At 47.4% G+C, this 25218-nt stretch carries 22 protein-coding genes and 1 other annotated feature; of the genes, 6 read left to right on the forward strand and 16 right to left on the reverse strand.

Features of this window, described 5'->3' with window-relative positions; all coding sequences use genetic code 11:
• Positions 1-29: 29 nt before the first annotated feature.
• The 13 genes from ycbM to glnK all read right to left on the reverse strand — a co-directional run bounded on the left by ycbM (position 30) and on the right by glnK (position 14550).
• On the reverse strand, positions 30-965 hold the full coding sequence (gene ycbM / locus NYE22_RS20775; protein WP_169037989.1) for a two-component system sensor histidine kinase YcbM: 936 nt from the start codon (positions 963-965) through the stop codon (positions 30-32).
• Between the two features lies 1 nt (position 966).
• A complete protein-coding gene (gene ycbL, locus NYE22_RS20780; RefSeq protein WP_080010608.1) occupies positions 967-1647 on the reverse strand; it encodes a two-component system response regulator YcbL in 681 nt (226 codons plus the stop codon).
• Between the two features lie 96 nt (positions 1648-1743).
• Positions 1744-2682 (reverse strand): DMT family transporter, encoded by a 939-nt coding sequence (locus NYE22_RS20785; protein WP_342412110.1) that lies wholly within the window; start codon positions 2680-2682, stop codon positions 1744-1746.
• A 20-nt stretch (positions 2683-2702) separates the two neighbouring features.
• On the reverse strand, positions 2703-2864 hold the full coding sequence (gene rtpA / locus NYE22_RS20790; protein WP_003234807.1) for an anti-TRAP regulator: 162 nt from the start codon (positions 2862-2864) through the stop codon (positions 2703-2705).
• A 97-nt stretch (positions 2865-2961) separates the two neighbouring features.
• Positions 2962-3209: a binding site (T-box leader), on the reverse strand.
• A gap of 56 nt (positions 3210-3265) precedes the next feature.
• A complete protein-coding gene (gene mphK, locus NYE22_RS20795; protein ID WP_032724842.1) occupies positions 3266-4186 on the reverse strand; it encodes a macrolide 2'-phosphotransferase MphK in 921 nt (306 codons plus the stop codon).
• A gap of 276 nt (positions 4187-4462) precedes the next feature.
• The gene (garD, locus tag NYE22_RS20800; protein ID WP_342412111.1) at positions 4463-5995 is read right to left on the reverse strand and encodes a galactarate dehydratase; all 1533 of its coding nucleotides are present in this window, start codon (positions 5993-5995) and stop codon (positions 4463-4465) included.
• 90 nt (positions 5996-6085) lie between these two features.
• Complete coding sequence (locus NYE22_RS20805; protein ID WP_003234813.1) at positions 6086-6787, reverse strand: FadR/GntR family transcriptional regulator; 702 nt, start codon at positions 6785-6787, stop codon at positions 6086-6088.
• Positions 6788-6856: 69 nt separating this feature from the next.
• On the reverse strand, positions 6857-8224 hold the full coding sequence (gudD, locus tag NYE22_RS20810) for a glucarate dehydratase (RefSeq protein WP_342412112.1): 1368 nt from the start codon (positions 8222-8224) through the stop codon (positions 6857-6859).
• Between the two features lie 36 nt (positions 8225-8260).
• Entirely contained in the window at positions 8261-9628 is a 1368-nt protein-coding gene (gudP, locus tag NYE22_RS20815) for a glucarate transporter GudP (RefSeq protein WP_003234818.1), read from the reverse strand.
• Between the two features lie 84 nt (positions 9629-9712).
• Positions 9713-11179, reverse strand: a complete 1467-nt coding sequence (gucD, locus tag NYE22_RS20820; protein WP_080528874.1) for an alpha-ketoglutaric semialdehyde dehydrogenase GucD — start codon at positions 11177-11179, stop codon at positions 9713-9715.
• Positions 11180-11208: 29 nt separating this feature from the next.
• Positions 11209-12135, reverse strand: coding sequence for a 5-dehydro-4-deoxyglucarate dehydratase (kdgD, locus tag NYE22_RS20825; RefSeq protein ID WP_003246372.1), 927 nt, complete (start codon positions 12133-12135; stop codon positions 11209-11211).
• Between the two features lie 227 nt (positions 12136-12362).
• A complete protein-coding gene (gene glnL / locus NYE22_RS20830; protein ID WP_003234824.1) occupies positions 12363-13307 on the reverse strand; it encodes a glutamine utilization two-component system response regulator GlnL in 945 nt (314 codons plus the stop codon).
• A 10-nt stretch (positions 13308-13317) separates the two neighbouring features.
• Positions 13318-14550, reverse strand: a complete 1233-nt coding sequence (gene glnK / locus NYE22_RS20835) for a two-component system sensor histidine kinase GlnK (protein WP_124073485.1) — start codon at positions 14548-14550, stop codon at positions 13318-13320.
• A gap of 301 nt (positions 14551-14851) precedes the next feature.
• On the opposite strand from glnK, the gene NYE22_RS20840 reads away from it, so the two are divergent.
• From NYE22_RS20840 to mmuP, 4 genes are all read left to right on the forward strand, one after another.
• Positions 14852-15835, forward strand: a complete 984-nt coding sequence (locus NYE22_RS20840; RefSeq protein WP_021481886.1) for a glutaminase — start codon at positions 14852-14854, stop codon at positions 15833-15835.
• 22 nt (positions 15836-15857) lie between these two features.
• Complete coding sequence (locus NYE22_RS20845) at positions 15858-17294, forward strand: alanine/glycine:cation symporter family protein (protein WP_072173720.1); 1437 nt, start codon at positions 15858-15860, stop codon at positions 17292-17294.
• 127 nt (positions 17295-17421) lie between these two features.
• On the forward strand, positions 17422-18369 hold the full coding sequence (gene mmuM, locus NYE22_RS20850) for a homocysteine S-methyltransferase (protein ID WP_021481888.1): 948 nt from the start codon (positions 17422-17424) through the stop codon (positions 18367-18369).
• A 119-nt stretch (positions 18370-18488) separates the two neighbouring features.
• Entirely contained in the window at positions 18489-19901 is a 1413-nt protein-coding gene (gene mmuP / locus NYE22_RS20855) for an S-methylmethionine permease (RefSeq protein WP_342412113.1), read from the forward strand.
• Positions 19902-19937: 36 nt separating this feature from the next.
• Here mmuP and NYE22_RS20860 read toward each other — a convergent pair whose 3' ends face one another.
• The 3 genes from NYE22_RS20860 to gamR all read right to left on the reverse strand — a co-directional run bounded on the left by NYE22_RS20860 (position 19938) and on the right by gamR (position 22234).
• Positions 19938-21008, reverse strand: coding sequence for a branched-chain amino acid aminotransferase (locus tag NYE22_RS20860; RefSeq protein WP_153257210.1), 1071 nt, complete (start codon positions 21006-21008; stop codon positions 19938-19940).
• 209 nt (positions 21009-21217) lie between these two features.
• Positions 21218-21493: a DUF1648 domain-containing protein gene (locus NYE22_RS20865; RefSeq protein ID WP_153257209.1), complete on the reverse strand. Its 276-nt coding sequence runs from the start codon at positions 21491-21493 to the stop codon at positions 21218-21220.
• Between the two features lie 33 nt (positions 21494-21526).
• Entirely contained in the window at positions 21527-22234 is a 708-nt protein-coding gene (gene gamR / locus NYE22_RS20870; protein WP_003234841.1) for a transcriptional regulator GamR, read from the reverse strand.
• A gap of 218 nt (positions 22235-22452) precedes the next feature.
• Between gamR and nagB the strand changes: the two genes are divergently transcribed.
• Together nagB and ptsG are read left to right on the forward strand one after the other, a co-directional pair.
• Complete coding sequence (gene nagB / locus NYE22_RS20875; protein WP_153257208.1) at positions 22453-23202, forward strand: glucosamine-6-phosphate deaminase; 750 nt, start codon at positions 22453-22455, stop codon at positions 23200-23202.
• 20 nt (positions 23203-23222) lie between these two features.
• Entirely contained in the window at positions 23223-25118 is a 1896-nt protein-coding gene (ptsG, locus tag NYE22_RS20880; RefSeq protein ID WP_342412114.1) for a glucose-specific PTS transporter subunit IIBC, read from the forward strand.
• Positions 25119-25218: the final 100 nt, after the last annotated feature.

Raw genomic sequence — 25218 nt, forward strand, 5'->3', positions numbered from 1 at the left:
ATTTCTCAAACCTTAAGAAATTCTTACGATTAATATGTCATGCGTTTCAATGTAATCGTAAATGCAGTCCTTTCGTACGGCTTGCTTTGGACGGATATGGTGCCTCCCATTTTTTCTGTAAGCCGTTTCGTGATGGTTAAACCGAGACCGCTTCCTTGAAATGCTTTATTTCTGGATTCTTCAAGTGTGTACAGCCTCTCAAACACCCGCTGCTGATCGGTTTCACTAATCCCTATTCCGCGATCCCATACGGTGATGGCGATGTTCCTCTCATCATAAGACAGCGTCAGCCCGATTAACTTGCCAGCCGCGCCATATTGAATCGCATTGGACAATAGGTTTTGCAGGATTCTGTCCAGAGCCTCTTCATTCGCCTGCGCATACACCGGCGTATCGGGGATATCGATGGCTGCTTGAAAGCCTTTTGACTGAACAGCGTCATAATAGTGCAGGATATTTCGTTTGCATATGTCGTTCATATGTACTTTGGTGATCGGGATCTCTTTATCTTCAGATTCTAATTTCGCTAAATCAAAAAAGGAGTTGATCATCTGAATGAGTTCATTCGTTTTCTGGCGGAGCTTCCCCAGCAATCTTTCCCGCTCTTCGTCCGGCATGTTCGGGTCACTTTGAATGGCTTCGATATAACCGAGAATGACCGTTAACGGCGTTTTCAGGTCGTGCGACATATTGGTCAGCATCCGCTTCATGGATTGCTCTGTTTTGGCAAATTGGGCGCTGATCTGCTGACGATTCTCAACGATAAGATTGATGTTAACAAGCAAGCCTTTGAGCGCATGATCGTCTGTAGGAAGCAAAATTTGCCCTGCCGAATCCCGGCTGAGCATGTAGCTAAGCTGGTCAGCCGTGTAAGCCAGATTCCCGTCCCGCTTCTTTTTCATTATGAATTGAATCACATTCAGACACGCCAGAGCGATGACAGCGGCCACCCATAGCACTGTCATTCTAAAACTCTCCTAATTTATAACCGATGCCCCATAGCGTTTTAATATATTGAGGGGAGGAGGGGTCATCCTCAATCTTTTCTCTGAGCCGCCGCATATGTACGTTAATGATGTTCTGATCATCAAAGTACTCTTCATTCCAAACGGAACGGTAGATTTGTTCTTTCGTAAACACTTTTTTAGGATTTGATGCGAATAAGCACAGCAGCTGCCATTCTGTTGACGTCAGCTGGAGCGGTTCTCCGTTTTTCAAAACGGAAACATTGTCTATATCTATCGCAAGCTGGTGAATCCGGATCACCTTATTCACAGCCGGCTCCTCTGCCGAATATTGCGTTGCCCGCCGTATCGCGGCTTTTACTCTGGCTGTCAGCTCAATCATAGAAAACGGTTTGGCGATATAATCATCCGCCCCAAAACCCAGTCCCAATGCCTTGTCTACATCTCCGTCTTTTGCCGAAATCATTAAGACCGGTATATTGCTTTTTTCCCGGATGATTTTCAGAAAATCCATTCCGTTCAGCTTCGGGAGCATGATATCAAGGAGGACCAAATCGTATGAATCCTGCTGAAACAGCCGGATGCCCTCTTCTCCGTCGAAAGCATGCACAATTCCAAAGCCTTCTTTTGTTAAATAATGATCCACCATTTCACTGATTGAGTGGTCGTCTTCTACAAGCAATATGCGCTGCATCTTCTCACCTAACCTTTACAAAATCAAAAAACACACACGTAATTACACTTATTGTAATTGAAAAACGTGTGTGTTTTATATAAATTATTCTTTTTTTCCTGTTTTCAGCTTCCTGTATTCCATGCCCGTAATGACAAAGAATACAGCAGTGTATCCAATGACTTGAATAAGCCGAAGCCGTTCACCGAGAAATAAAGCTCCATAGAAAATCGTCAGGATAGGCCCTGCCATTGAAATGGCGGCGGCTCGCTGTGCCCCGATTCGTTTTATGCCCTCAAGCATTAGCACAAATGGAATCACTGTGGTAACGACTGCAATTACCGCGAACAAACCATACATAGAAAGCGGATATGCTGCCATTGACGTATTCATGCCAGCCGCCGATTTTATCCCTGTGTAAAGCATCATGGCAGCTCCAGCAGCTGTCATCCCGTATGCATTGAGACGGATCCCCCCGATTTGATGGACGAGATGCCCGGAAAGGACAAGATAACCAGCATAGACGGCCGAAGATAACAAAATGAATACAGCTCCAATCATATTCGCCTGGAAAAGCTCAGCATTCCAGCCGCCCAGCGCCAAGAAAAGCCCAAACATGACCGCCAGAACTGCGAAAAGGTCCTGAATTGAGGACATTTTCCGGTCACGACACGCGGCGAATCCAAACACAAACAACGGATAGCTCATCAGCAATATACGTTCAACCATTGCGGATACATGGTTCAGCCCGATAAAATCAAGCAAGGGAGACAGAAAAAAACAAAACACTCCCGCGCCACAAGCCTTCCATAGGTCTCCTTTTTTCTTACCGTCTGGCATTGGAGGACGGTATATTAAAAAAATCAGCCAAAACAGCGGAACAGCCAGCAGCTGCCTGTATAGCAGCACGGCATCTGGCTCAGCACCCATTTGGTATGCCCATTTTATCCAAATCGATTTAGACGCAAAACAAACTGTTCCGATCAGCAAAAAAATTGTACCTGCTGCGGCCTCACGAATCTTACTCTGCTCTTCTGCTCTCATCTCAGCTCAGCTTTTCTCCTTTACTTATTCAAATGCTTTTGGATAAAATCCAGAAGCGTATATCCTTGAGCAGTCAGAATAACACCTTTTCCGCTGCAGGCCGGGCAAGGTGTTCCTTCGATTTCTCCCGCTCTTTCACATTTAGGACATGCGACCTCAAGATCATCAGTTGCAATGACCATTTGATATCCTCCTTTCTAACTCATCTGCTATGCCACCACCAGCCATCGTCCATTGGCCGTCACCTCCTTTAAGAAACACAAAAAACCCCCGTCCTATGCAAAGGACGAGGGTCTCGCGGTACCACCTTTATTAACAGCTATACAGCCGTTCACTCTAAGTACAGAAAACCTATGTTTCGATACTCCTCTCTTGGTAACGGGGAGAGAAACCCGGCATCGCCTACTATCCGTTCAGCAAAGCAATTCAGAAGCCCATTCGGCATCAGGGAAGGATCGGTTCACACCTGCCACCGACTCTCTGAACCTCCATTCTGATGCGTACTTGCTCTTCCTCACGATTGTTGATCCGTTCTATTATTTGTAGAGTTTATAATACTCGGTTCATGAAACGAAGTCAATTCTTAATCCGATGTTACACCGAGTGCTTCCAGCGCCATATTGACGTGCTCCTCCTGCTGTGTTTGCAGAGCGAATTTAGCTATTTCCAACGGGTATGCCGCTTGCATCTCTGAGATGTGTTCCTGCATTTTTGCCCATTTCCGGCCGCCTGCTTGATCATAGTATTCAAGCAAACGGGCAGTTTCTTTTTCTCCGAAAATGGTTTGATAAAGAACAAAATCCTTAGCTGGGTCAGCAACCTTCGCTTCTGTCCAATCCAGAAGTCCTGTGACACGTCCATTTTGATCGATAAGGATATGCGGCGGGTGGAGATCGCCGTGTATCAAAGAAGAGAAACCCGGCCAGTATGCATCATCATTTATCCACTTTTGCCATCTTTCCCAAAGCGTCGTAGATACGCCAAGCTTATTCTTCACATCAACCATAGAGTCTGCTGTCATTTGCCTGAAATCTTCTGGCCTTATCACTTCTATTCCGGATTGCCCAGCAGATATTTGATCCGTGCCATGTAATTCAGCCAGTATGTCGGCAAGTGTGCGGACAAAGTCGTCTGACGGCGGCTGATGATCCATATTCCATACATATTGCTTTTGTTCCAAGTCAATTCCAGCAGCCGGCGTTCCTTTTAACATTGGGTAAGCGATCAATTCCGGTGTATGAATTCTCCAATCCGGCACATCAGCAGTCAGATTCGCGCGGAGAAAGGCAAGCGTTATGCCTTCTGCAGATGCTCTTTCCACAACATCACTTCGCCGCGGTTTTCGCAGCACCCATGGCATACCTGTGTCGTCCTTGGCAAATACAACTTGAAAGTCCATTCCGGTTTCATTCAATTGCGCGTTCTCAGAATGAACCGTCAAACCTTGGCTGCGTGCAAGCCCGACAATCTCAGTGATAAGCTGTTTTTTGTTAAGGTTTGTCATCCCATTTCCCCTTTCTCATGCTCCGGCCTGCAGTAGAGAGAAGGGATGCTTGAAGGCACAAAAAAGGGCAGGCACGCCACCCTCTTTTTTGATAACCTTTTAAGGGCTCATACATAGGCGGATTCATCCCGATTCTCCCGCTTTCAGCCGAGAGTTGTTCACTATTGAATTCGTGTCACTCGGAATCTAATGAATGCCATGCTGTAACCCCTCCGTTTCCTATACGCTGATTTTCATTTTACAGCATATTCCATATCCCCGCTATAAAAACATGAATCAAGTCACTGGAGCAGGATTAAACAAGCACAAATCATTATGAAGACCCCAACGGTCTGCCCACGTTTGTTTGCGGCCGCTTGCCACATCCAAAATCGTCCTGAAGATTTCCCAGCCTACGTCTTCGATACTGGCCTCTCCTGTCGCGATTCGGCCGGCATTGATATCGATTAAATCAGCCCAATGCTCTGATAAGGAATGCCGAGTCGATACTTTCAGCACCGGCGCAGCAGCCAGGCCATATGGTGTTCCTCTCCCTGTCGTAAACACCTGCAAATTCATGCCCGCAGCCAGCTGCAGGGTGCCGCACACAAAATCGCTTGCCGGTGTCGCCGCGAACAGCAGGCCTTTTTGCTTTGCTCTTTCACCAGGGCCGAGCACGCCGGAGATGGGGCTTGTGCCTGATTTCGCTACCGAGCCTAACGCTTTTTCCACCACATTGGATAATCCGCCTTTTTTATTGCCTGGTGACGGGTTTGCGCTACGGTCTGCGTCTCCCCGCCGAAGATAGCTGTCATACCACTTCATCTCTTTGATCAGTGATTGTCCGACCTCTTCACTGACAGCCCGCGGCGTTAATAAATGAATGGCATCCCGCACCTCTGTCACTTCAGAAAACAAAACCGTTGCACCTGCGCGAACCAATAAATCAGCCGCATACCCCACGGCAGGGTTCGCCGTCACGCCGGAAAACGCATCACTGCCGCCGCATTGCAGGCCGATAACCAGATCCGAAACAGGGCATGACACCCGGGTTCTGCTGTTCAGCCTGATTAACCGTTCCTCCGCCATTTCCAAAATGGATTGGATCATCGCCGCAAAACCTCGGTGATCCTGGAGCGATAGAATGTCATCATCATTTTCGGAGGCAATTCTTTCCGGGAGGAGCTTTTCACATCCCAATCCGATTACCATTACTTCACCGCCGAAGTTCGGATGCCTCGCAAGATTTTGAATCGTGCGGATCGGAATGACAGCGTCGGGCGCATTGATCGCCACGCCGCATCCGTATTGATGATGCAGCGGCACAACGTCATCGACATTTGGGTATTTCGGCAGCAGCTCTTCTTTTATTCGTTTGACTGCATAATCCAAAACGCCAACAACACATTGAACACTTGTCGTGATGCCGAGAATATTTTTTGTCCCCGCACTGCCATCCGCATTTCGATATCCTTCAAACGTATAGCCTTCAAGAGACGGCCGCGGCTGCGGCACCCTGTTTGCGAGAGGAAGATCGTCTAACGCCGGAGGAGCGGGCATTCTCACGAGGGCTTCCCGTATCCAGCTCCCGCGTTTGATCGTCTCATCAGCAAATCCGATCACCTCTCCGTAACGCACGATCTCGTCCCCTTGATTGAGATCGGTGAGGGCCACCTTATGGCCTTGAGGAACATCCTCTTCAAGTACGAGCCCGCATGAGAAAACAGTGCCCTTTGGCAGTCCTCCATCATTTACAATAATCGCGGTGTTATCTATTTCATGCACTTTGATGTAAAGGGGGGCTTGGTTCTTCCTGAGGTTCATCGCCATATGAAAATCACTCCTCATATTTTAGTAAGCGTTTTCTAAATTGGTTTAAAAAAACCGCAGCTCTTACGTTTCAACTGCGGTTGCTCACCATTATTTTTCATCCATTCCTTTTAGAATTTTGTCACGGACAAATTTCAGATGCTCATACATGTGGTAATGTGCTTTGTACGGATCTCTTTTGGCAAGGGCGTCGTAGATTTTTTTGTGATATTCGACCGTTACATCTCTCTCCCTGTACGGAATTTGGCTGTCAATTTTCGCATGGGTGATCAGCAGGGACTGAATCATCCCTTCAACGACGGGGTTATTGGCGCTTAACGCAATAATTCGATGGAACTCTTTATCCGCTTCACCATAAAGATTGTCAGTGCTGTTGGCAATATCGTCGATCGTCTTCTGCAAACGCTGAAGCTCTTCCTCATTGATTTTTTCCGCGGCAATTGTCACGAGTCCGAGTTCTAGCGCCATCCGCGCTTCAATGATAGCCGGAAGATTATCAGTGGCCAAGGCAAGCATGACGGAAAACGGCTGCATGCCGATTTTATCGTTGAAATATGTGCCCCCTCGTGTTTTTCTCGTAATGACGCCCAGCGTTTCAAGTGAACTGAGTGCTTCCCGAAGCACAGGCCTGCTGACATGCAAAATGTCCATCAGTTCCATTTCTGTCGGCAATTTGTCTCCGGCCCTCAACTGTCCGCTCGATAATAAATGGACAATCCGTTCGATGACCTGCTTGGCTAATGTTTTCCGATTGACTGTATCGACTTTCAAATCCTCTAAACCTTCGTACACGAACAACTCTCCCTTCAGTTGTTCAATTGTAAGACAAAATAGCGGATATGACAATATTTACAATCAAACTTATCGCACAAGACACGGGCGCTTCCGGTCAAATTCCCAGTTGCGGATCAGGAACTGCATTGGGATCGCGTCATTCCGTGCGCCTAAATTCATTTTCCGATAGATCTCATGCGCTTTTTCCACTTGTTCCATATCAATATCGACGCCTAGTCCAGGCTTATCCGGCACCTTGACACAGCCAGAAGAAATCTCAAAAGGCTGTTTCGTTAATCGCTGCCCGTCCTGCCAGATCCAATGGGTATCAATCGCCGTGATCCGCCCCGGAGCCGCTGCTGCCACATGGGTAAACATCGCAAGGGAAATATCAAAGTGGTTGTTGGAGTGCGAGCCCCATGTCAAACCCCAATCATGGCACATTTGCGCAACCCGCACCGACCCTTGCATCGTCCAAAAATGCGGATCAGCCAGCGGTATATCGACCGCATGGAGCTGAATCGCGTGACCCATTTCCCGCCAGTCAGTCGCAATCATATTTGTCGCAGTCGGAAGCCCTGTCGCGCGGCGGAATTCAGCCATTACTTCACGAGCGGAGTAGCCATTCTCATCCCCGCACGGATCTTCCGCATACGCGAGCACATCTTGCTTTCCTTTGCATAATGCAATAGCTTCCTCTAATGACCATGCCCCGTTCGGATCAAGAGTGATCCTTGCCTCTGGAAAACGTTTCGATAATGCGGTAACAGCTTCGATTTCCTCTTCTCCCCGCAGCACCCCGCCTTTCAACTTGAAATCCTGAAAGCCATAGCGCTCCTGTGCGGATTCGGCAAGACGCACAATGGCCTCCGGCGTCAGCGCTTCCTCATGGCGCAGACGGAACCACGCACAATCTGACTGCTCATCGCTTTGATACGGCAAGGTCGTCCGCTTTCGGTCGCCGATATAAAAGAGGTAACCGAGCATTTCTACTTCATCACGCTGCTTCCCTTCGCCCAGCAAAGCCGCGACCGGTTCCTGAAGAAACTTTCCAAGCAAATCTAACAAAGCCGCTTCCAGTGCGGTGACGGCGTGCACAGTGGTGCGCAAATCAAACGTCTGGTTTCCTCGCCCTCCCCTGTCCTGATCGCCAAACTGCTTTCTGACCGTTTGCAATATCGCTTGGTACGCACCGATAGATTTTCCGACAACAAGCGGCTCTGACAGCTCCAGTGTGCGGCGAATATGCTCTCCGCCAGGCACCTCGCCGACTCCCTGATTTCCGCTGCTGTCCGTTAAGATTACGATATTCCGGGTAAAAAACGGGCTGTGTGCTCCGCTTAGATTCAGCAGCATGCTGTCATGTCCCGCAACAGGAATCACCTTCATCTCAGTAATTGAGGGAATATTCGATCTTTTCTCTTTTTGAACCTGCTCTTGTATCGGTGAACTCATGCATTTTCCTCCCTTTATAAAGCGCTTTCATAAATATTAGACAGGCAACGATTGATCGGGGTCTTGCTCTTGTTTCTTTAACACGACCCGTTTGATCGGCCCGACCAGCAGCAAATAGCTGAGGATCGCCGCAATCGCGTTAGCGCCGACAAACACAAGCGCGCCATTAAAAGATCCAGTGGCATTAACAATGTATCCGATAATAATCGGTGTTGTAATCGAGGCAATATTGCCGAAAGTGTTGAACAAACCGCCGCTTAATCCTGCACATTCTTTCGGAGACGTGTCCGACACGACAGCCCAGCCCAATGCGCCGAAGCCTTTTCCGAAAAACGCGAGCGACATAATAACAACGACAAGCCACGCTGAATCTGTATAGTTGCAGACAATCATACTGCAAGACAGCAGCATGCCGGCAATGATTGGCACTTTTCTTGCAAAGGTCAGTGAACGGCCTTTTTTGAGCAAGATGTCTGACACAATGCCCCCAAGGACGCCGCCGGCAAATCCGCACAGCGCCGGCAGGGAAGCGACAAACCCAGCTTCAAGAATAGACATGCCGCGTGCCTGAACCAAATATACCGGAAACCATGTGAGAAAGAAATAGGTGAGAGTCGTAATACAGTATTGCGCGATGTACACACCAATCAGCATGCGGTTCGTTAACAGCTGTTTGATATACGGCCATTTCGATTCTGTTTCTTGTTTGCTTTTACTGTCATCCATGGAAATCAGCCCGCCGCCCTGTTCGATGTACGCAAGCTCAGCTTCATTAACCTTCGGATGTTTTTTCGGTTCATACACCGTTTTTAGCCAGATGACAGCCAGAAGAATGCCTGCAATACCCATGACAACGAAAACGGAATGCCAGCCGAAAGAGTGGGTAAGCCAGCCCATTAAAGGAGAAAAAATGACGATTGCGAAGTATTGTGCTGAATTAAAAAAGGCTGAAGCTGTCCCGCGCTCGGAGCTTGGAAACCATGAGGCAACAACTCTGCCGTTTCCGGGAAATGAAGGCGCTTCTGATAAACCAACCAGAAAACGCAGTGCAAACAGCAGGATAATCGCTGTGCCGGCGGAGAAAAAGCCAATCGCCCCTTGCAGCAGCGTAAAAAACGACCAAAAAAAGATGCTTAACGCAATGATAGTCTTTGAACCAAAACGGTCCAGCAGCCAGCCGCCCGGAAGCTGTCCGATGACATAGGCCCAGCCAAAGGCAGAAAAGACATATCCCATGGCGACCGAGTCCAATCCCAAATCATGCTGGACGGAATCTCCGGTGATGGAAAGCGTCGCTCGATCCGCGTAGTTAATAGAGGTCACAAGAAACAGCATAAACACGATGAACCAGCGCACGGACGTTTTTTTGCCCGCCGGTGTAACACTCGCAAAGTCTTTTTTCATAGTATCTTCTCCTTTTCAAAGTAGAGAATCATATGCTGGCTGTGATAAAGCTGGGAAAGAGACGCATGCCTCTTTCCAGCACCATTACGGCTTCACAAAAACGGTTTTGATCGCTGTGAAAAAGTCCTTCGCTGCCTCACCCTGTTCTCGGGAGTGGGAGCTCGACTGCTTCATGCCGCCAAAAGGCGCCTGCAGCTCAACACCTGCGCTTTCTGCATTGATCCGAACCAGTCCGGCATCGATTTCATCAATGAAAGAAAGCATTCGGCCGATGTTTTCCGTGAAGATGGATGCACTTAAACCGAACTTCACATCATTGGCAATGTTCAGCGCCTCCTCCATCGAGTCCACCTTGATCAAGGCGATCACCGGACCGAAGATTTCCTCCTGGGCAATTGTCATCTCAGATGTCACATTGTCAAAGATGGCAGGCTGAACATAATAGCCGTTTTGATACTTTCCGTTCTCCAGCTTTTCTCCTCCTATTAAAAGGGAAGCCCCCTCCTGTTTGCCTTTCTCAATGTATGACAGGCAGTTATCTAACTGATTCTTGCTGGCTATCGGTCCCATCCAGACATCCTCTTTTAAGCTGTCTCCGATTGTAATATCTTTTGTGCGCTGGAGCAGTTTTTCTTTAAAGCGCTCATAAATTCCGCTTTGTACAATGACACGGCTTGTCGCGGTGCATTTCTGGCCGGTTGAACGGAAGGCCCCCGTTATGACAGCTTCAGCCGCAGCTTCAAGGTCAGCGTCATCAGCTACGATAACAGGGTTTTTGCCGCCCATCTCAAGCTGGTACTTAGCTCCCCTCGCTAAAGCGGCTTGCCCGATGATTTTTCCGACTTGATTTGAACCGGTAAACGTAACGGCGTTTACACCGTCATGCTCAGCAAGCCCCTGCCCGACAACAGAACCCGGGCCTGTCACCAAATTGATGACCCCTGCCGGGAGCCCCGCTTCCTCAAAGCAGGCAATGATCTTTGCGCATGTCACAGCTGTTTCTGTCGCCGGTTTGATGACAACGGTATTGCCGTATACCAATGCCGGCGCCATTTTCCAAATCGGAATCGCCACTGGGAAGTTCCACGGAGAAATCACGCCGACCACACCGAGCGGAACACGGGTGGTAAACATGAGCGCGTCTTTGTCAGTAGACGGAATGACGTCACCCGTTTTTCGCATGCCCTCTCCGGCATAATAGCGCAGAATGGCAATCCCCCGGGCTGTTTCTCCCTTCGCTTCCGGCAATGTTTTACCCATTTCACGCGTTGCACAGGCGGCGATTTCCTCCAAGCGCTGCTCCATGATATCCGCTGTTTTGTATAAGTATTGGCCGCGCTCGGCACCCGTCAGCTTTCTCCAAGCCGTTTTGGCTTCATTGGCGGCGGCGACGGCACGTTCCACATCTTCAGCCGTTGAATTCTGTACATATCCGACAATATCATTCACATCGGCAGGGTTTTCGACCTTGACCATATCGCCTGATTGAGACTTAACCCACTCTCCGTTAATAAAGTTGAGGTACGTGTTTTGTTCCGTGATCACAGACATGCCCATTGCCCCTTTCGTGTTTTTTCTGGTCAAACCGTCGCGGCTTTTTTCGGAAAACGGTCAGCCGCCTGCTTCAAAATTGCTTCCAATTGCTGATAATGATCTTTTTCAACCGGGCCGACAGGCGGTCTGGCTGTATTCCTTACATTCAAACCCATGATTTCCATACCGGCTTTAATCAAGGATACGGCGTAGCCTTTTCGTTGTTTGCGAATGTCGTTGATCGGCAGAATCACATGCCGATAGAGTTCCTTCACAAGCTCGTCATTTCCGTTTTTCAATGCATCATAGAACATTCGCGAAATATGCGGGATATAATTTGAAATCGCTGAAGAGTAAGAGTGGAACCCGATCGGCAGATAAGCCGGCATCGTCACTTCAGCCATCGGCATTCCGTTGAGCCATCCCAAGCGGTCGCCGATCGTATAGACGAGGTTGATATTCAAATCCATATTTCCTACCCCGTCTTTGACACCGACAAGCTGTTCACATTCGGTCAGACGTTTGATCTGTTCAACAGAGAGAACGGCGTTATCGCGCTGATAAAGAATCGCGTTCAAGTCAGTGCTTTCAATAATCGTTTTCGCATACTGGTACAGCCCCTCCTGTTCGCCATGCACCAAATACGGAGGCAGGATCAAGTAGCCGTCGGCGCCTTTTTTCTCCGACAGCTGCGCCCAATCAAGCGCTGTGCTGAGGTTGCCGCCCACCCCCGTGTAGACCGGCACCTTTCCTCCGGCTGCCGAGACTGCGACTTCCACCATTTGCTCATATTCCTTCTGGCTGAGAGATTGGAATTCACCAGACCCGCAAGCGATAAAAATCGCTTCCAAGCCCTCATTCAGCAAAAACTCAATGTTTTGAAAAAGAGCTTCTTCCTCCAGTTTTCCTTGTGTGTTAAAAGGAGCAACCGGAAAACCTAAAATTCCAGCGGGTGCTTTTCTGATACGGCTCATCAACATAACCTCCTGTTATTTGTGTATACAGCCTCTATCTGTAAGCGCTTTTATTAATTTTTCTTTCACATCCGCTCCTTCCCCATATATCCTTTTGTTTAATTGTAAGACAAATAAACAATAAGTCAATATCTTTATTTTCTGATATTTTATAAAAAAGCGGTAAATCACTGTCCGGCCGGGATTCTGCGCAGCAAAAAAACAGCCTGGTCAGCCGGCTGTTTGGTTTATATCCTTCTTTGTTTCATCGTCTCATGCAAAAGCTTTGCTTCCAAAAAAAACACGTGGATGAATTTTTTCATATTTATTCTAGCAGGTGCAAGGGGTTTTGCATCCTTGGATTGGAGTTCTTTCATTTTCTGGCTGACAACCGGAAAATCAAAGAATTTCGATGCATAGGTTTCAAATTTTGGATTCGAAAAATCAGTTGTGCCCAATGAAGCAAAATGGTGCAGCGAATGAATAATCGCTCTGCGGATACGCTGCTCCGAGGCTTTCATTTCGCGATTGACTTCCGTCTGTGAGGCCCCTGTCCCCAGCTTCCGTACCGCTACTTGGGTGAATATTTGTTTTAGCGAAGGGCTTTGTTTTTCGTGCGGCTCGGATTGCTCGTGTTCTGCTAAATACTGCAGGACCGCCATGAGATCATGTGCGCCGCCTTCTCCCATCATGCCCAGCTCGGACAACAGGAATGTTCCTGCCTCTTTTAAACCGCTGTCACTCTTCTGCTGGGGACGCGCTTTCCGTTCAGTCCGATTGACAAGCCGGCTTAGAGAATGCTGAATGGCTCCAATCGAGTGTTCAAGCTCGATCCGCTCCTTCACCTTTTGGAGAACCGTGACAATTTCAATGCGGTTAATCGGCTTATGGATAAAATATTCGATGCCGAGCGAGTACGCTTCCCCGACCATTTCCTTCGCCTCCACTTGAGAGATCATTACGATTTTGCCGGAGTACGTATTCTGGATCTGACGAATCGTCTCAATGCCGTCTCTTCCGGGCATTAACAGATCGATTAATAAAATATCAATCTGCTTAAATTGCAGCATATGCCCTTCCACTTGGCTTCCGTCGTCAGCTTCACCAGCAGCTTCCCCGAGATCTTCGTCCTCAATGATCTGCCTTAAAATTGACCGCACCGCACGGTCATCATCTGCAATAAAAAAACGCATAGCTTTCGGTTCACCCTTTCTGAATCAAATGCCGGACAGGCAGCCTGATGTCAAACACCACTCCCCGCTGCTGATTATCAAACGTGATATCCCCTTCTAGCTCAGTCACGATTTCCTTTACGTAGGAAAGTCCGATACCCGTAGAAGGCGTGCCAAATTCGTCATATTTTGAAGTAAAGCCCGGGTCAAACACAATGTCTCCGATTTTCTCGGAAATCCCGGGGCCATTGTCTTCCACCTGGAATTCTACCATACTCTCATTTGGCTTACGGAGCCTCAGGCTGACCATTCCCTCTTCATCCATAGCCTCTACCGCATTTGCTGTTAGATTATTAATGATCGAAAGCACGATAAATACGTGATATTCGTCATGCTCTCCCTCGATCGAGCAGTAAAAATCAATCTGCTTCCCTAGTGCTTCAGCGTACTTTTCATTCATTCGAATCACGAGCTGCAGCAAATCAGAAGCCTTCATATAATCTCTCAAACTCTCATTCGAAATCAGTTTTGAAAGCCCTGCGAATATCCGCTGGTTGTCCTTTTTCACTTCATGAATCTCTCCGGCCAGTCTCAGGATTCTGCCGCTCAGCTGAACATCCTTGCCCTTCATTTCCCGATAGAGCTGATACGAATCGTTTGTCACTTTCTCTGTCGTTTTCAATGTCTTTTTTAGGTGCACCGTTTCTTCATATAAATTGGAAACGATCATCAGCATGTGCTCGTGCTGCTGCCTTGTCTGTTTTTCTCTCGATTGTGTTTCATACAGCTTCAGCACACTATAAAAGCTCATCACAATAAATGTGTGAGAAATCGCAATCACCGCAATGTCAGTGATTTTCTCAGGCGTGACAACCGTATGAAAAATGAGAAATTGCACAGTTAGCTCGACACAATCTGACACAACTTCAATCATAAACCCAATGAAACCGAGCATAATCGGCCGTTCACGGAAACGATTGGCCTTTAATATGGAAAACAGACAGGCGTAAGTCATATAAAAGAAAAAGCCAGACGCTTGATCATACAGAATCGGAGTCAGCCCATTGTGTCCTCCGCCCCATAATTCCAGAAAGACGCGAAAGATGAAAACAGCCGCTCCAGTCAGAAAACCCGGCAGCACAGCGGGCACATGCCGCAACAATGATAAAAAGAAGAAAAAAACCGGTGCCCCAAAGCTGACCCGGAATTCTTCATTGAGGGGATAAAATTTCAGTTCACCGGCCAGCGGCACCGTAATCAGCATGAGGGCCAATATATATCCGTCTTTTTCAATAAACCGTTCCAGTTTTATGTTGATCACATCCTCGCTTTTAATTTTGGGGAATCGGGAGAAAACCTGCAAATTGCTTTTGACCCAGAACATGAGGTTTTTATAAATCTTACTGCTTATTTTCAAAATGTTTTTGTCGTATTTTGTATGATTCTGTAGTCTCCATTATACAGTAATTATACCTTCCGCTATTATGAAAGCGTTTAACGCCCCTTTAGCCTTCGTTTTGATACACCTCAGTCCTTTAAGAAAAAAATCAGTGAGGAGGAATTCGATGAAAGAATTGATAAAAGAGCACCAGAAAGACATAAACACGGCGTTACAGCTTCATGATTGGGTTGAATACTATCGCCCTTTTGCCGCCAATGGACAAAGCGCAAACTATATCCCCGCTTTAGGAAAAGTCAATGATTCACAGCTCGGCATCTGTGTATTGGAGCCTGATGGAACGATGATACACGCCGGCGACTGGAACGTCTCTTTTACCCTGCAAAGCATTTCAAAAGTGATTAGCTTTATTGCCGCCTGCATGAGCCGCGGCATTCCCTATGTGCTTGACCGCGTAGATGTCGAGCCGACAGGTGACGCCTTTAATTCAATTATTCGGCTCGAAATCAACAAGCCGGGAAAGCCCTTCAATCCCATGATCAACGCGGGTGCCCTCACCATCGCTTCGATCCTTCCCGGAGAATCGGCATACGAAAAGCTCGAGTTTCTTTACTCGGTGATGGAAACTTTGATAGGAAAACGGCCGAGAATTCATGAGGAAGTATTCCGTTCTGAATGGGAAACCGCCCACCGCAACAGAGCGCTGGCCTACTATTTAAAAGAAACAAACTTTTTAGAAGCTGACGTAGAAGAAACACTTGAGGTGTACTTGAAGCAATGCGCTATGGAGAGCACCACAGAAGACATTGCGTTGATCGGCCTGATCCTTGCTCATGACGGGTATCATCCGATTCGACGCGAGCAGGTGATTCCAAAAGATGTGGCAAAATTGGCCAAGGCATTAATGCTGACGTGCGGCATGTACAACGCTTCAGGCAAATATGCGGCGTTTGTCGGCGTGCCGGCCAAAAGCGGCGTCTCCGGTGGCATCATGGCGCTGGTTCCTCCAAGTGCTAGAAGAGAACAGCCTTTTCAATCCGGATGCGGCATCGGCATTTACGGGCCTGCCATTGATGAATACGGCAACAGCCTCACTGGCGGTATGCTGCTGAAGCATATGGCGCAGGAGTGGGAGCTCAGCATTTTTTAAACATGAAAAAAGAGGTGATTGTATGCAGCAAATCCTGGAACATATCGTCGGTATTGCAAATGATCTTTTGTGGTCAAAGCTATTAATTGTTTTGCTCCTTTCTCTGGGAATCTATTTTACGTTCAGGCTTAAGTTTTTACAGGTTCGCATGCTGAAAGAAATGGTCAGGGTATTAAGAGAAGGTGCTGCTTCCCGGTCAAAAAACAGCATTTCTCCGTTTCAAGCCTTTTGCATCAGCATGGCGGCCCGTGTCGGAACGGGAAATATTACGGGTATTGCCATCGCCATTGCACTCGGCGGGCCCGGTGCAATCTTCTGGATGTGGATTATCGCTATTATCGGATCAGCATCCAGCTTTGTGGAAAGCACACTGGCTCAGATTTATAAAGTAAAAGATGTAAACGGCTTCCGCGGCGGGCCGGCGTATTACATGGAAAAAGGGCTGAACAAAAGGTGGATGGGCGCGCTGTTCGCTGTGTTAATCACCTTATCGTTCGGTATCGTCTTCAACTCGGTTCAATCCAATACAGTCAGCCTTGCCTTTGAAAACGCGTTTGGCACAAACCGCCTGACATTGGGACTCATTTTAATTGCTGTATTCGGCACGATTATTTTTGGCGGAGTCAAGCGCATTGCAAAGCTGGCTGAATCCATTGTCGTCGTATTGGCTGTCCTGTATATCGGAGTTGCGTTTTTCGTTATTTTCACCAACATTACGCAGCTGCCAGGTGTGCTTGCGCTAATCGTGAAAAATGCGTTTGGTTTTGACCAGGCCGCCGGCGGGGCTTTGGGCGCGGCACTCATGCAAGGCGTCAGACGGGGAATCTTTTCAAACGAAGCGGGAATGGGAAGCGCACCGAATGCCGCTGCCACCGCCACAACAAGCCATCCCGTCAAACAGGGGCTGATCCAAGCTTTTGGTGTACTGACAGATACACTGGTCATTTGTACAAGCACCGCCTTTATCATCCTGTTTTCGGATGCCTATCATACTCCGGGTCTGAGCGGAATCGCCTTGACACAAGCCTCTCTCAGCTCCCATGTCGGATCATGGGCATCAGGCTTTCTCGCCATTCTGATTTTGTTATTCGGATTCTGTGCTTTAATCGGAAACTATTATTATGGCGAAACCAATATCGGCTTTTTGAACAAAAGCAAAAAACTGATTTTTGTCTACCGTATCGGCGTGCTGGCAATGATCGTGTTTGGCTGTGTTGCCAAAGTCCAGCTCGTCTGGGATCTTGCTGATTTGTTCATGGGTTTGATGGTCGTCGTGAATTTAATCGCGATTTTCTTACTATCAAAAGTTGTTTTTACGGCGCTGAAAGACTATACACGCCAGAAAAAAGCAGGCAAAGATCCGGTCTTTTATAAAAATGTGCTCAAAAACCACAATGGCATTGAGTGCTGGCCGGTTTCAGACACAAAGACTGACACGCACAACAAACAAATATCATAAGAAAAGGTGTTCAGACATATGGGCTGAACACCTTTCTCTTTTTGCGTTTATTGACAAACACGTAAGCCTCCATTACGATTTTCATATCTTTTTCAAAAAAATCTGAAAGAAGGCATCGGTACATTCTATGAATCCTATCCAACACATACTAGATACATACCCGCTTATTGTGCTAGACGGCGCCATGGCGACCGAGCTTGAACGCAAGGGCTGTAATTTGAATGACAGTCTGTGGTCGGCAAAAATCCTGATGGAAGAGCCAAATCTGATTAAACAAGTACATACTGATTATTTCGCGGCAGGCGCCGATTGTGCAATCACTGCCAGCTATCAGTCTACATTTGAAGGCTTTGCCGCACGCGGGCTGAGCGAAGCGGAAGCACGCCGGCTCATCGAGTTGTCCGTCAGCATAGCAGCTGAAGCACGCGATGAATTTTGGTCGCTTGAAGAGAACCGTTTGAATCGGCCAAAACCGATCATTGCGGCTTCTATAGGCCCTTATGGCGCTTATCTTGCAGACGGGTCTGAGTATCGCGGCAACTACGCAATATCAGAAGATGAACTGATTGAATTTCATCGCCCCCGGATGAAGGCGCTGATTGAAGCCGGAGCTGATGTTTTGGCATGCGAAACGATTCCGTGTCTGACTGAAGCCAAAGCGATTGTTCGGCTGTTGAAGGAATTTCCTGAAACGTATGCATGGATCAGCTTCAGTGCTAAAGACGGCCTGCATATCAGTGACGGAACACCTGCAGCTGACTGCGCATCATGGCTTGATGAACACCGCCAAATTGCAGCACTCGGCATCAACTGCACGCCGCTTCAGCATATCCCTTCCTTGATAGAGGAGTTAAAAAAGAACACGTCAAAACCGATCATTGTCTACCCGAATTCAGGTGAGCAATATGATCCGGAAACAAAAACGTGGAACGGCGCAGCATGCGCAGAATCTTACGGGGCGAGCGCCCGCACCTGGCATGAAAAAGGAGCGAGGCTGATTGGCGGCTGCTGCCGGACAAAACCCGAAAATATTCAAGAAATTGCGGCTTGGGCCCGCTCTTTAAAAACAACTTGACTTATCGGAATAGTTTGTATATTCTAACTTAAAGCCGGTTCGCCGGAGTCTCGTGTCACTTTCTGACATGAGATTTTTTATTAGGAGGAAATAAATCGCCGATAGAAAGTTGGAAAAAGATGAACTCTGCCCACAACAAGAATGAGACAAACTTTCAGAGAAGTATGAAAAGCCGGCACCTCTTTATGCTTTCCTTGGGAGGTGTCATCGGAACCGGGCTGTTTTTAAGCTCTGCTTATACCATTCAGCAAGCAGGCCCGGCCGGAACGATACTTGCCTACTTAGTCGGGGCCGGCATCGTCTACCTTGTCATGCTATGCCTCGGTGAACTGTCAGTCGCCATGCCTGTGACCGGCGCCTTTCACACCTATGCAGCCAAATACATAGGGCCGGGCACCGGATTTACGGTCGCTTGGCTGTATTGGCTGACATGGACCGTGGCATTGGGATCAGAATTCACAGCAGCCGGCCTGTTAATGCAGCGCTGGTTCCCCCATACATCGGTTTGGATGTGGAGTGCCGTCTTTGCGCTGTTCATTTTCTTGCTTAACGCATTTTCGGTCAAGTTTTTCGCTGAATCAGAATTTTGGTTTTCCAGCATCAAAGTATTAGCCATTGTATTATTTATTCTTTTAGGCGCCTCTGCCATGTTCGGCATCATTCCGATCAAAGGCGGAGAAGCCGCTCCGATGCTGTCCAACTTCACCGCGGAAGGCGGGCTTTTTCCAAATGGATTTGTCCCGATTTTGATGACGATGCTGTCCGTCAATTTTGCCTTTTCGGGAACGGAACTAATCGGAATCGCAGCCGGTGAAAGCGTTGATCCTGACAAGACGATACCAAAAGCGATTAAAACAACGGTCTGGCGTCTCTCACTCTTCTTTGTCGGAACAATTTTTGTGCTGTCAGGGCTGATTCCGATTCAAGATGCAGGTGTCATCAAAAGCCCGTTTGTCGCTGTCTTTGACAGAGTCGGTGTACCATACGCAGCCGATATCATGAACTTTGTTATCCTGACAGCGATCCTGTCAGCGGCTAATTCCGGACTCTACGCTTCTTCCCGGATGCTGTGGTCTTTATCAAAAGAAAAAACGCTTCATCCGACATTTGCAAAGCTGACGTCAAAAGGAACCCCTTTTAACGCGCTGGTGTTCAGCATGATCGGCGGCATTCTGTCGTTGCTGTCCAGCGTTTTTGCGCCAGACACTGTATACGTTGTGCTCGTGTCGATTTCCGGTTTTGCCGTCGTTGTCGTGTGGATGGGTATCGCTGCTTCTCAATTCATGTTCAGAAAACGTTATATCGAAGCGGGAAACAAGGTTACTGATTTGAAATACAGAACCCCTTTGTATCCGTTCGTGCCGATTGCCACGCTCCTGTTATGCCTGGCTTCCGTTGTTGGCATTGCCTTTGATCCGAATCAAAGAATCGCACTCTATTGCGGCGTTCCATTTATGGCCATTTGCTATGCAATATATTATGTAAAAAACCACAAAAGCCAGCCGGCTGCTGATATGACTCATTCAAAATAAAAAGAACCTGCCTCCGGGCAGGTTCTTTTTCAGTTTTCACACTTCCACTGACCAGTTAAACGGGCCCTTCACCTTGCCAAGCTGAATATCTGTTATCGTTTCATACAGCTTTTTCGAGAGGTCCCCGATTTGCCCGTCGCCTACAATCACCGTTTTTCCATGAATATTGAGTTCACCGACAGGCGTAACGACGGCTGCCGTGCCTGTGCCGAAGACCTCTGTCAATTCTCCGCGTGCAGAGGCCGCATACACCTCATCAATCGATATTCTCTCTTCACGAACCGGAATGCCCCAGCTTCGAATCAGTTCAATCGCAGACGCACGTGTAACCCCGCTTAAAATGCTTCCGCTTAAAGCAGGTGTGACAGCTTCCCCGTTTATGACGAAAAAGATGTTCATGCTCCCTACTTCTTCCACATATTTCTTTTCAATGGCGTCCAGCCACAACACCTGGTCATAGCCCAGCTCATTCGCTTTCCGCTGTGCCTGAAGACTGGCGGCATAGTTTCCAGCCGTTTTTGCAAACCCGACTCCTCCGTTGACCGCCCGCACATACTCATCTTCGACATAGATTCTAACCGGCTTCAGCTGATCGTCGCCATAATAGGAGCCGACAGGCGAAAGCACGATCATAAATGTATAGCTCCTGGATGCCTTCACACCGAGACTCGGTTCTGTGGCAATGACAAAAGGACGAATATACAGTGACGTTCCTTTTTTCTTTGGAACCCAATCTTTCTCAAGTTCAACTAATTGCGTCAATGCCTCAAGCACCAGCTCTTCGTCTAAAGGGGGCATGCTCATGCGCTCACACGATCTGTTCAGCCGTTTGATATTTTGATCCGGACGGAACAGGAGCACCCTGCCATCCTCTGTTCTGTATGCTTTTAACCCTTCAAAAACAGCCTGGCCGTAATGAAAAACAGATGAAGACGGATCAAGCGTAAGCGGTGCGTACGGCGCAATTCTCGGATGATGCCATCCAATCCCCTCTTCGTAGTCCATCACAAACATATAATCTGTAAAATATTGTCCAAACCCCAAGGAAGACGGGTCGGGCTTTTCCTTATAATATACAGTTTTTTCTCGTTCAATAAGCTTATTCAATCTAATCAGCACACCTTTCACATAATTGTTTAAATATTCAGTCTTTTTAAAGCTGCAAAAAGTATACAGCCTTTCCTTTAATAATACGCCGCTTCACACCTATAAATTTCAGAATATTCTTTAGGATCATCAGCTATTATACACCACATTCATTGTCAGATGAAGCTAAAATTAAAGAAAAACAGCCAGTTTTATTCTGGCTGTTTGATTTAGACCGCTAAACAAAGGACGACAATGTGGCAAATCAGCAAAATATACACTGCGAACACTAATTGCCAATTGATCTTCCGCGCCCATGCAAACACCACCATCAAAATAGGCAGCATCACAGTCCCCGCCAGCTTGTTAACCGTCAGATTCGGACTGTTCGCAACATCATAATGAATCGGCATCTGCGTCGGCAGAGAAGGGTAAAATACAATTGAAAGGATGAATGCAGCAATCACTGCTCCCCACAGCACTTTTCCATTCGTCAATAAAAACATAGAACCACCATTCCCTTCTTAAAACACATTGCTTTATGAATGATATGACTGTTCTACGGTGAATTTCGTTCGGTCTCCCCGGGTAATAATTTGCGCATATTCCACCACTTCTTCATTTTTATCATAGGTAAGGGATTCTGATAAAAACGCAGGCGCTCCGACATTGGTTAATAAGTGGCCGCTGATCGTTTCATCCGTTAAAATCGGTTCGATCGATTCCGTGCCCCTGCTGATTTCAATATTGTATTTTGTCCTTAACAATTCAAACAGCGAGCCGGTGCATTCCTCCTGCGCCAGCCCCGGTGCCGCCTTCCAGGGAATATATGAGGTATGATACTGCAAAGGTTCCCCCTCGGCGTATCTGACTCTGACAAGCTTGTTGACAGGTTCATTCTCTTTCATTTTCAAAAGCTCGGCAATGGAGTGATCGGCAGGAATCACCACAAGCTCAAGCACTTTTGATTCAGAACGAAGGCCTCTCATTTGTTCTGCAAAGCTCGTAATCTTATGCGGAATCGGCGTTTGTATTTTTGCCGCCGATACAAATGTCCCTTTTCCTTGAATTCTTTTAATATATCCCTCAAGCTCTAGCTGCTGCAGAGCCAGTCTCACAGTTGTTCTGCTGACATCATATTGTTCGCAAAACTCACTCTCCGTCGGCAGCTGATCATTCGCCTGATATTTGCCCGATTTAATTAACTCAATGATCTTAAACTTGATAACAGAATATAAAGCTGTCATTTCATTCTCCCCATTCTGTATGCAATCCGTTCTTTTTCATTGAGACCATAATACCATTTGCCATCCCAATATGAAAGATTTGTATCCTTCTTTTATAACAAATTTTCAGAAATTAATATTGACAGTTTAATAATGGTGGTGCTAAATTCGTAATGACAAGTATTATAAATTGGTCATAACAAATATGGTGCTTGTCTATCTCTTTGAGGGGGTGTCACATGAAGATTCTGATCGCCGAGCACTACGAAGAACTCTGTAAGTTAAGCGCTGCCATTATTAAAGAACAAATACAAGCTAAGAGAGATGCCGTTCTCGGTCTGGCAACAGGGAGCACACCGGTCGGCTTGTATAAGCAGTTGATTTCAGACTATCAGGCAGGCAAAATTGATTTTTCAAAGGTTACTACATTTAATTTGGATGAATACGCTGGTCTCTCTCCATCTCATCCGCAAAGTTATAACCACTTTATGCATGAGCATCTATTTCAGCATATCAATATGCAGCCTGATCATATTCATATCCCGCAAGGAGACAACCCGCAGCTTGAGGCGGAATGCAAAGTATACGAGGATCTCATCCGCCAAGCGGGAGGCATTGATGTCCAAATTCTCGGCATCGGCGCCAATGGCCATATCGGTTTTAATGAACCGGGATCTGATTTTGAAGACCGGACACGTGTTGTGAAGCTCTCGGAAAGCACGATACAGGCAAATGCCAGATTCTTCGGCGGTGATCCGGTGCTGGTGCCGAGACTCGCGATTTCAATGGGCATTAAAACCATCATGGAATTCAGCAAACATATTGTGCTTTTAGCAAGCGGCGAGGAAAAAGCAGACGCTATTCAAAAGATGGCTGAAGGTCCTGTCACGACAGAAGTACCAGCCTCCATTCTTCAAAAACACAATCATGTAACCGTTATCGCCGATTATAAAGCAGCTCAAAAATTAAAGAGTGCATCATTCTCATAACACAATAAAAGGAGACTGTCATGTTTAAAAAGGCATTTCAAATTCTGCAGCAGCTTGGCCGCGCGTTGATGACTCCGGTTGCCGTCCTGCCGGCAGCAGGTCTTTTGCTCCGTTTCGGAGACAAGGATTTACTGAACATTCCTATTATAAAGGATGCGGGCGGCGTTGTATTCGATAATCTCCCGCTGATTTTCGCCGTGGGGGTCGCGATCGGATTAGCCGGCGGAGAAGGTGTAGCCGGACTTGCCGCTGTCATCGGATACTTAATTTTAACCGTCACCCTCGACAATATGGGAAAATTACTCGGCCTTCAGCCTCCGTATGAAGGAGCCGAGCACCTGATTGATATGGGGGTTTTCGGAGGAATCATTATCGGGCTTCTCGCCGCCTATTTATATAAGCGGTTTTCATCAATCGAGCTGCATCCGGTCCTTGGATTTTTCTCTGGAAAACGCTTTGTCCCGATTATTACTTCCGTCAGTTCATTGGTGATCGGCGTCATTTTCTCATTCGTTTGGCCGCTGATCCAAAACGGAATTAACGCAGCCAGCAGTTTAATTGCCGATTCAACAGTCGGACTGTTCTTTTATGCAACGATCTATCGTTTGCTGATTCCTTTTGGCCTGCATCATATTTTTTATACGCCTTTCTATTTTATGATGGGAGAATACACAGACCCATCAACAGGCAACACCGTAACCGGCGACCTGACAAGGTTTTTCGCGGGAGACCCGACAGCCGGGCGCTTTATGATGGGGGATTTCCCTTACATGATTTTCTGTCTGCCGGCCGTTGCTCTTGCCATTATCCATACCGCGCGTCCGGAAAAGAAAAAAATGATCTCCGGCGTGATGATTTCTGCGGCACTCACATCTATGCTGACCGGAATTACAGAGCCGGTTGAGTTTTCTTTCTTGTTCGTTGCGCCCGTGCTCTATTTGATTAACTCTATTCTTGCCGGCGTCATCTTTGTCGTTTGTGATTTATTCCATGTCCGCCACGGCTATACGTTCTCAGGCGGCGGAATTGACTACGTCTTGAACTACGGACTGTCTACAAACGGCTGGGTTGTCATTCCTGTCGGGATCGTGTTTGCTTTCATTTATTATTATTTGTTCCGATTTGCGATTCTGAAATGGAATTTGAAAACGCCCGGCCGTGAGACAGATGAAGACGGTCAGAATGAGGAGAAAGCTCCAGTTGCAAAAGACCAGCTTGCCTTTCACGTGCTGCAGGCCTTGGGCGGACAGCAAAATATCGCTAACCTGGATGCATGTATCACAAGGCTTCGTGTGACCGTTCATCAGCCAAGCCAAGTCAGCAAGGATGAATTAAAACGGCTTGGTGCAGTAGGTGTGCTGGAGGTCAACAACAACTTCCAGGCAATATTCGGAACCAAGTCCGATGCCTTAAAAGACGACATCAAAACAATCATGGCCGGAGGCGTCCCTGCCACCGCCGCCGCGCTGGACACGGTAACTGACAAACCGCTGAAGCCCGATTCCGATGAGACCTTTATTTATCCGATTAAAGGAGAAACAGTCTCTTTAGGGGATGTGCCTGATCAAGTCTTTTCAGAAAAAATGATGGGCGAGGGATTTGCGATTATACCATCAGAAGGAAAAGTCGTTGCCCCTGCGGACGGCGAGATCGTCTCGATTTTTCCGACAAAACACGCCATCGGCTTTATGAGCGCCGGCGGCACTGAAATCCTGATTCATGTCGGCATCGATACCGTCAAACTGAATGGGGAAGGCTTTGAAGCACATGTCACAAGCGGACAAGCCGTCAAACAAGGCGAACTGCTTCTCACCTTTGATCTCAATTACATCAAGCAGCATGCCGATTCAGCCATAACACCGGTTATTTTCACAAATACCTCTGAAGAAGATCTAAAGTACATTCAAATGAAGTAAAAAAGTCCTCCCTGCTGCGGGGGACTTTTTCGCCAACATAATGAAAGCGCTATCAAAATAAAATAACTTGAAAAAAGGTGTTTGCATTTGAATCACGAAT

This window comes from Bacillus sp. FSL K6-1560, assembly GCF_038592935.1.
Taxonomy (GTDB): domain Bacteria; phylum Bacillota; class Bacilli; order Bacillales; family Bacillaceae; genus Bacillus; species Bacillus subtilis.

What these genes read in the sequence shown, in the direction of transcription:
- ycbM (WP_169037989.1), bottom strand. Translation starts at nt 965, where the DNA reads ATGACAGTGCTATGGGTGGCCGCTGTCATCGCTCTGGCGTGTCTGAAT.
- NYE22_RS20785 (WP_342412110.1), bottom strand. Translation starts at nt 2,682, where the DNA reads ATGAGAGCAGAAGAGCAGAGTAAGATTCGTGAGGCCGCAGCAGGTACA.
- rtpA (WP_003234807.1), bottom strand. Translation starts at nt 2,864, where the DNA reads ATGGTCATTGCAACTGATGATCTTGAGGTCGCATGTCCTAAATGTGAA.
- mphK (WP_032724842.1), bottom strand. Translation starts at nt 4,186, where the DNA reads ATGACAAACCTTAACAAAAAACAGCTTATCACTGAGATTGTCGGGCTT.
- garD (WP_342412111.1), bottom strand. Translation starts at nt 5,995, where the DNA reads ATGGCGATGAACCTCAGGAAGAACCAAGCCCCCCTTTACATCAAAGTG.
- gudD (WP_342412112.1), bottom strand. Translation starts at nt 8,224, where the DNA reads ATGAGTTCACCGATACAAGAGCAGGTTCAAAAAGAGAAAAGATCGAAT.
- gudP (WP_003234818.1), bottom strand. Translation starts at nt 9,628, where the DNA reads ATGAAAAAAGACTTTGCGAGTGTTACACCGGCGGGCAAAAAAACGTCC.
- gucD (WP_080528874.1), bottom strand. Translation starts at nt 11,179, where the DNA reads ATGTCTGTGATCACGGAACAAAACACGTACCTCAACTTTATTAACGGA.
- kdgD (WP_003246372.1), bottom strand. Translation starts at nt 12,135, where the DNA reads ATGAGCCGTATCAGAAAAGCACCCGCTGGAATTTTAGGTTTTCCGGTT.
- glnL (WP_003234824.1), bottom strand. Translation starts at nt 13,307, where the DNA reads ATGCGTTTTTTTATTGCAGATGATGACCGTGCGGTGCGGTCAATTTTA.
- glnK (WP_124073485.1), bottom strand. Translation starts at nt 14,550, where the DNA reads ATGCTGATTACGGTGCCGCTGGCCGGTGAACTGAAATTTTATCCCCTC.
- NYE22_RS20840 (WP_021481886.1), top strand. Translation starts at nt 14,852, where the DNA reads ATGAAAGAATTGATAAAAGAGCACCAGAAAGACATAAACACGGCGTTA.
- NYE22_RS20845 (WP_072173720.1), top strand. Translation starts at nt 15,858, where the DNA reads ATGCAGCAAATCCTGGAACATATCGTCGGTATTGCAAATGATCTTTTG.
- mmuM (WP_021481888.1), top strand. Translation starts at nt 17,422, where the DNA reads ATGAATCCTATCCAACACATACTAGATACATACCCGCTTATTGTGCTA.
- mmuP (WP_342412113.1), top strand. Translation starts at nt 18,489, where the DNA reads ATGAACTCTGCCCACAACAAGAATGAGACAAACTTTCAGAGAAGTATG.
- NYE22_RS20865 (WP_153257209.1), bottom strand. Translation starts at nt 21,493, where the DNA reads ATGTTTTTATTGACGAATGGAAAAGTGCTGTGGGGAGCAGTGATTGCT.
- gamR (WP_003234841.1), bottom strand. Translation starts at nt 22,234, where the DNA reads ATGACAGCTTTATATTCTGTTATCAAGTTTAAGATCATTGAGTTAATT.
- nagB (WP_153257208.1), top strand. Translation starts at nt 22,453, where the DNA reads ATGAAGATTCTGATCGCCGAGCACTACGAAGAACTCTGTAAGTTAAGC.
- ptsG (WP_342412114.1), top strand. Translation starts at nt 23,223, where the DNA reads ATGTTTAAAAAGGCATTTCAAATTCTGCAGCAGCTTGGCCGCGCGTTG.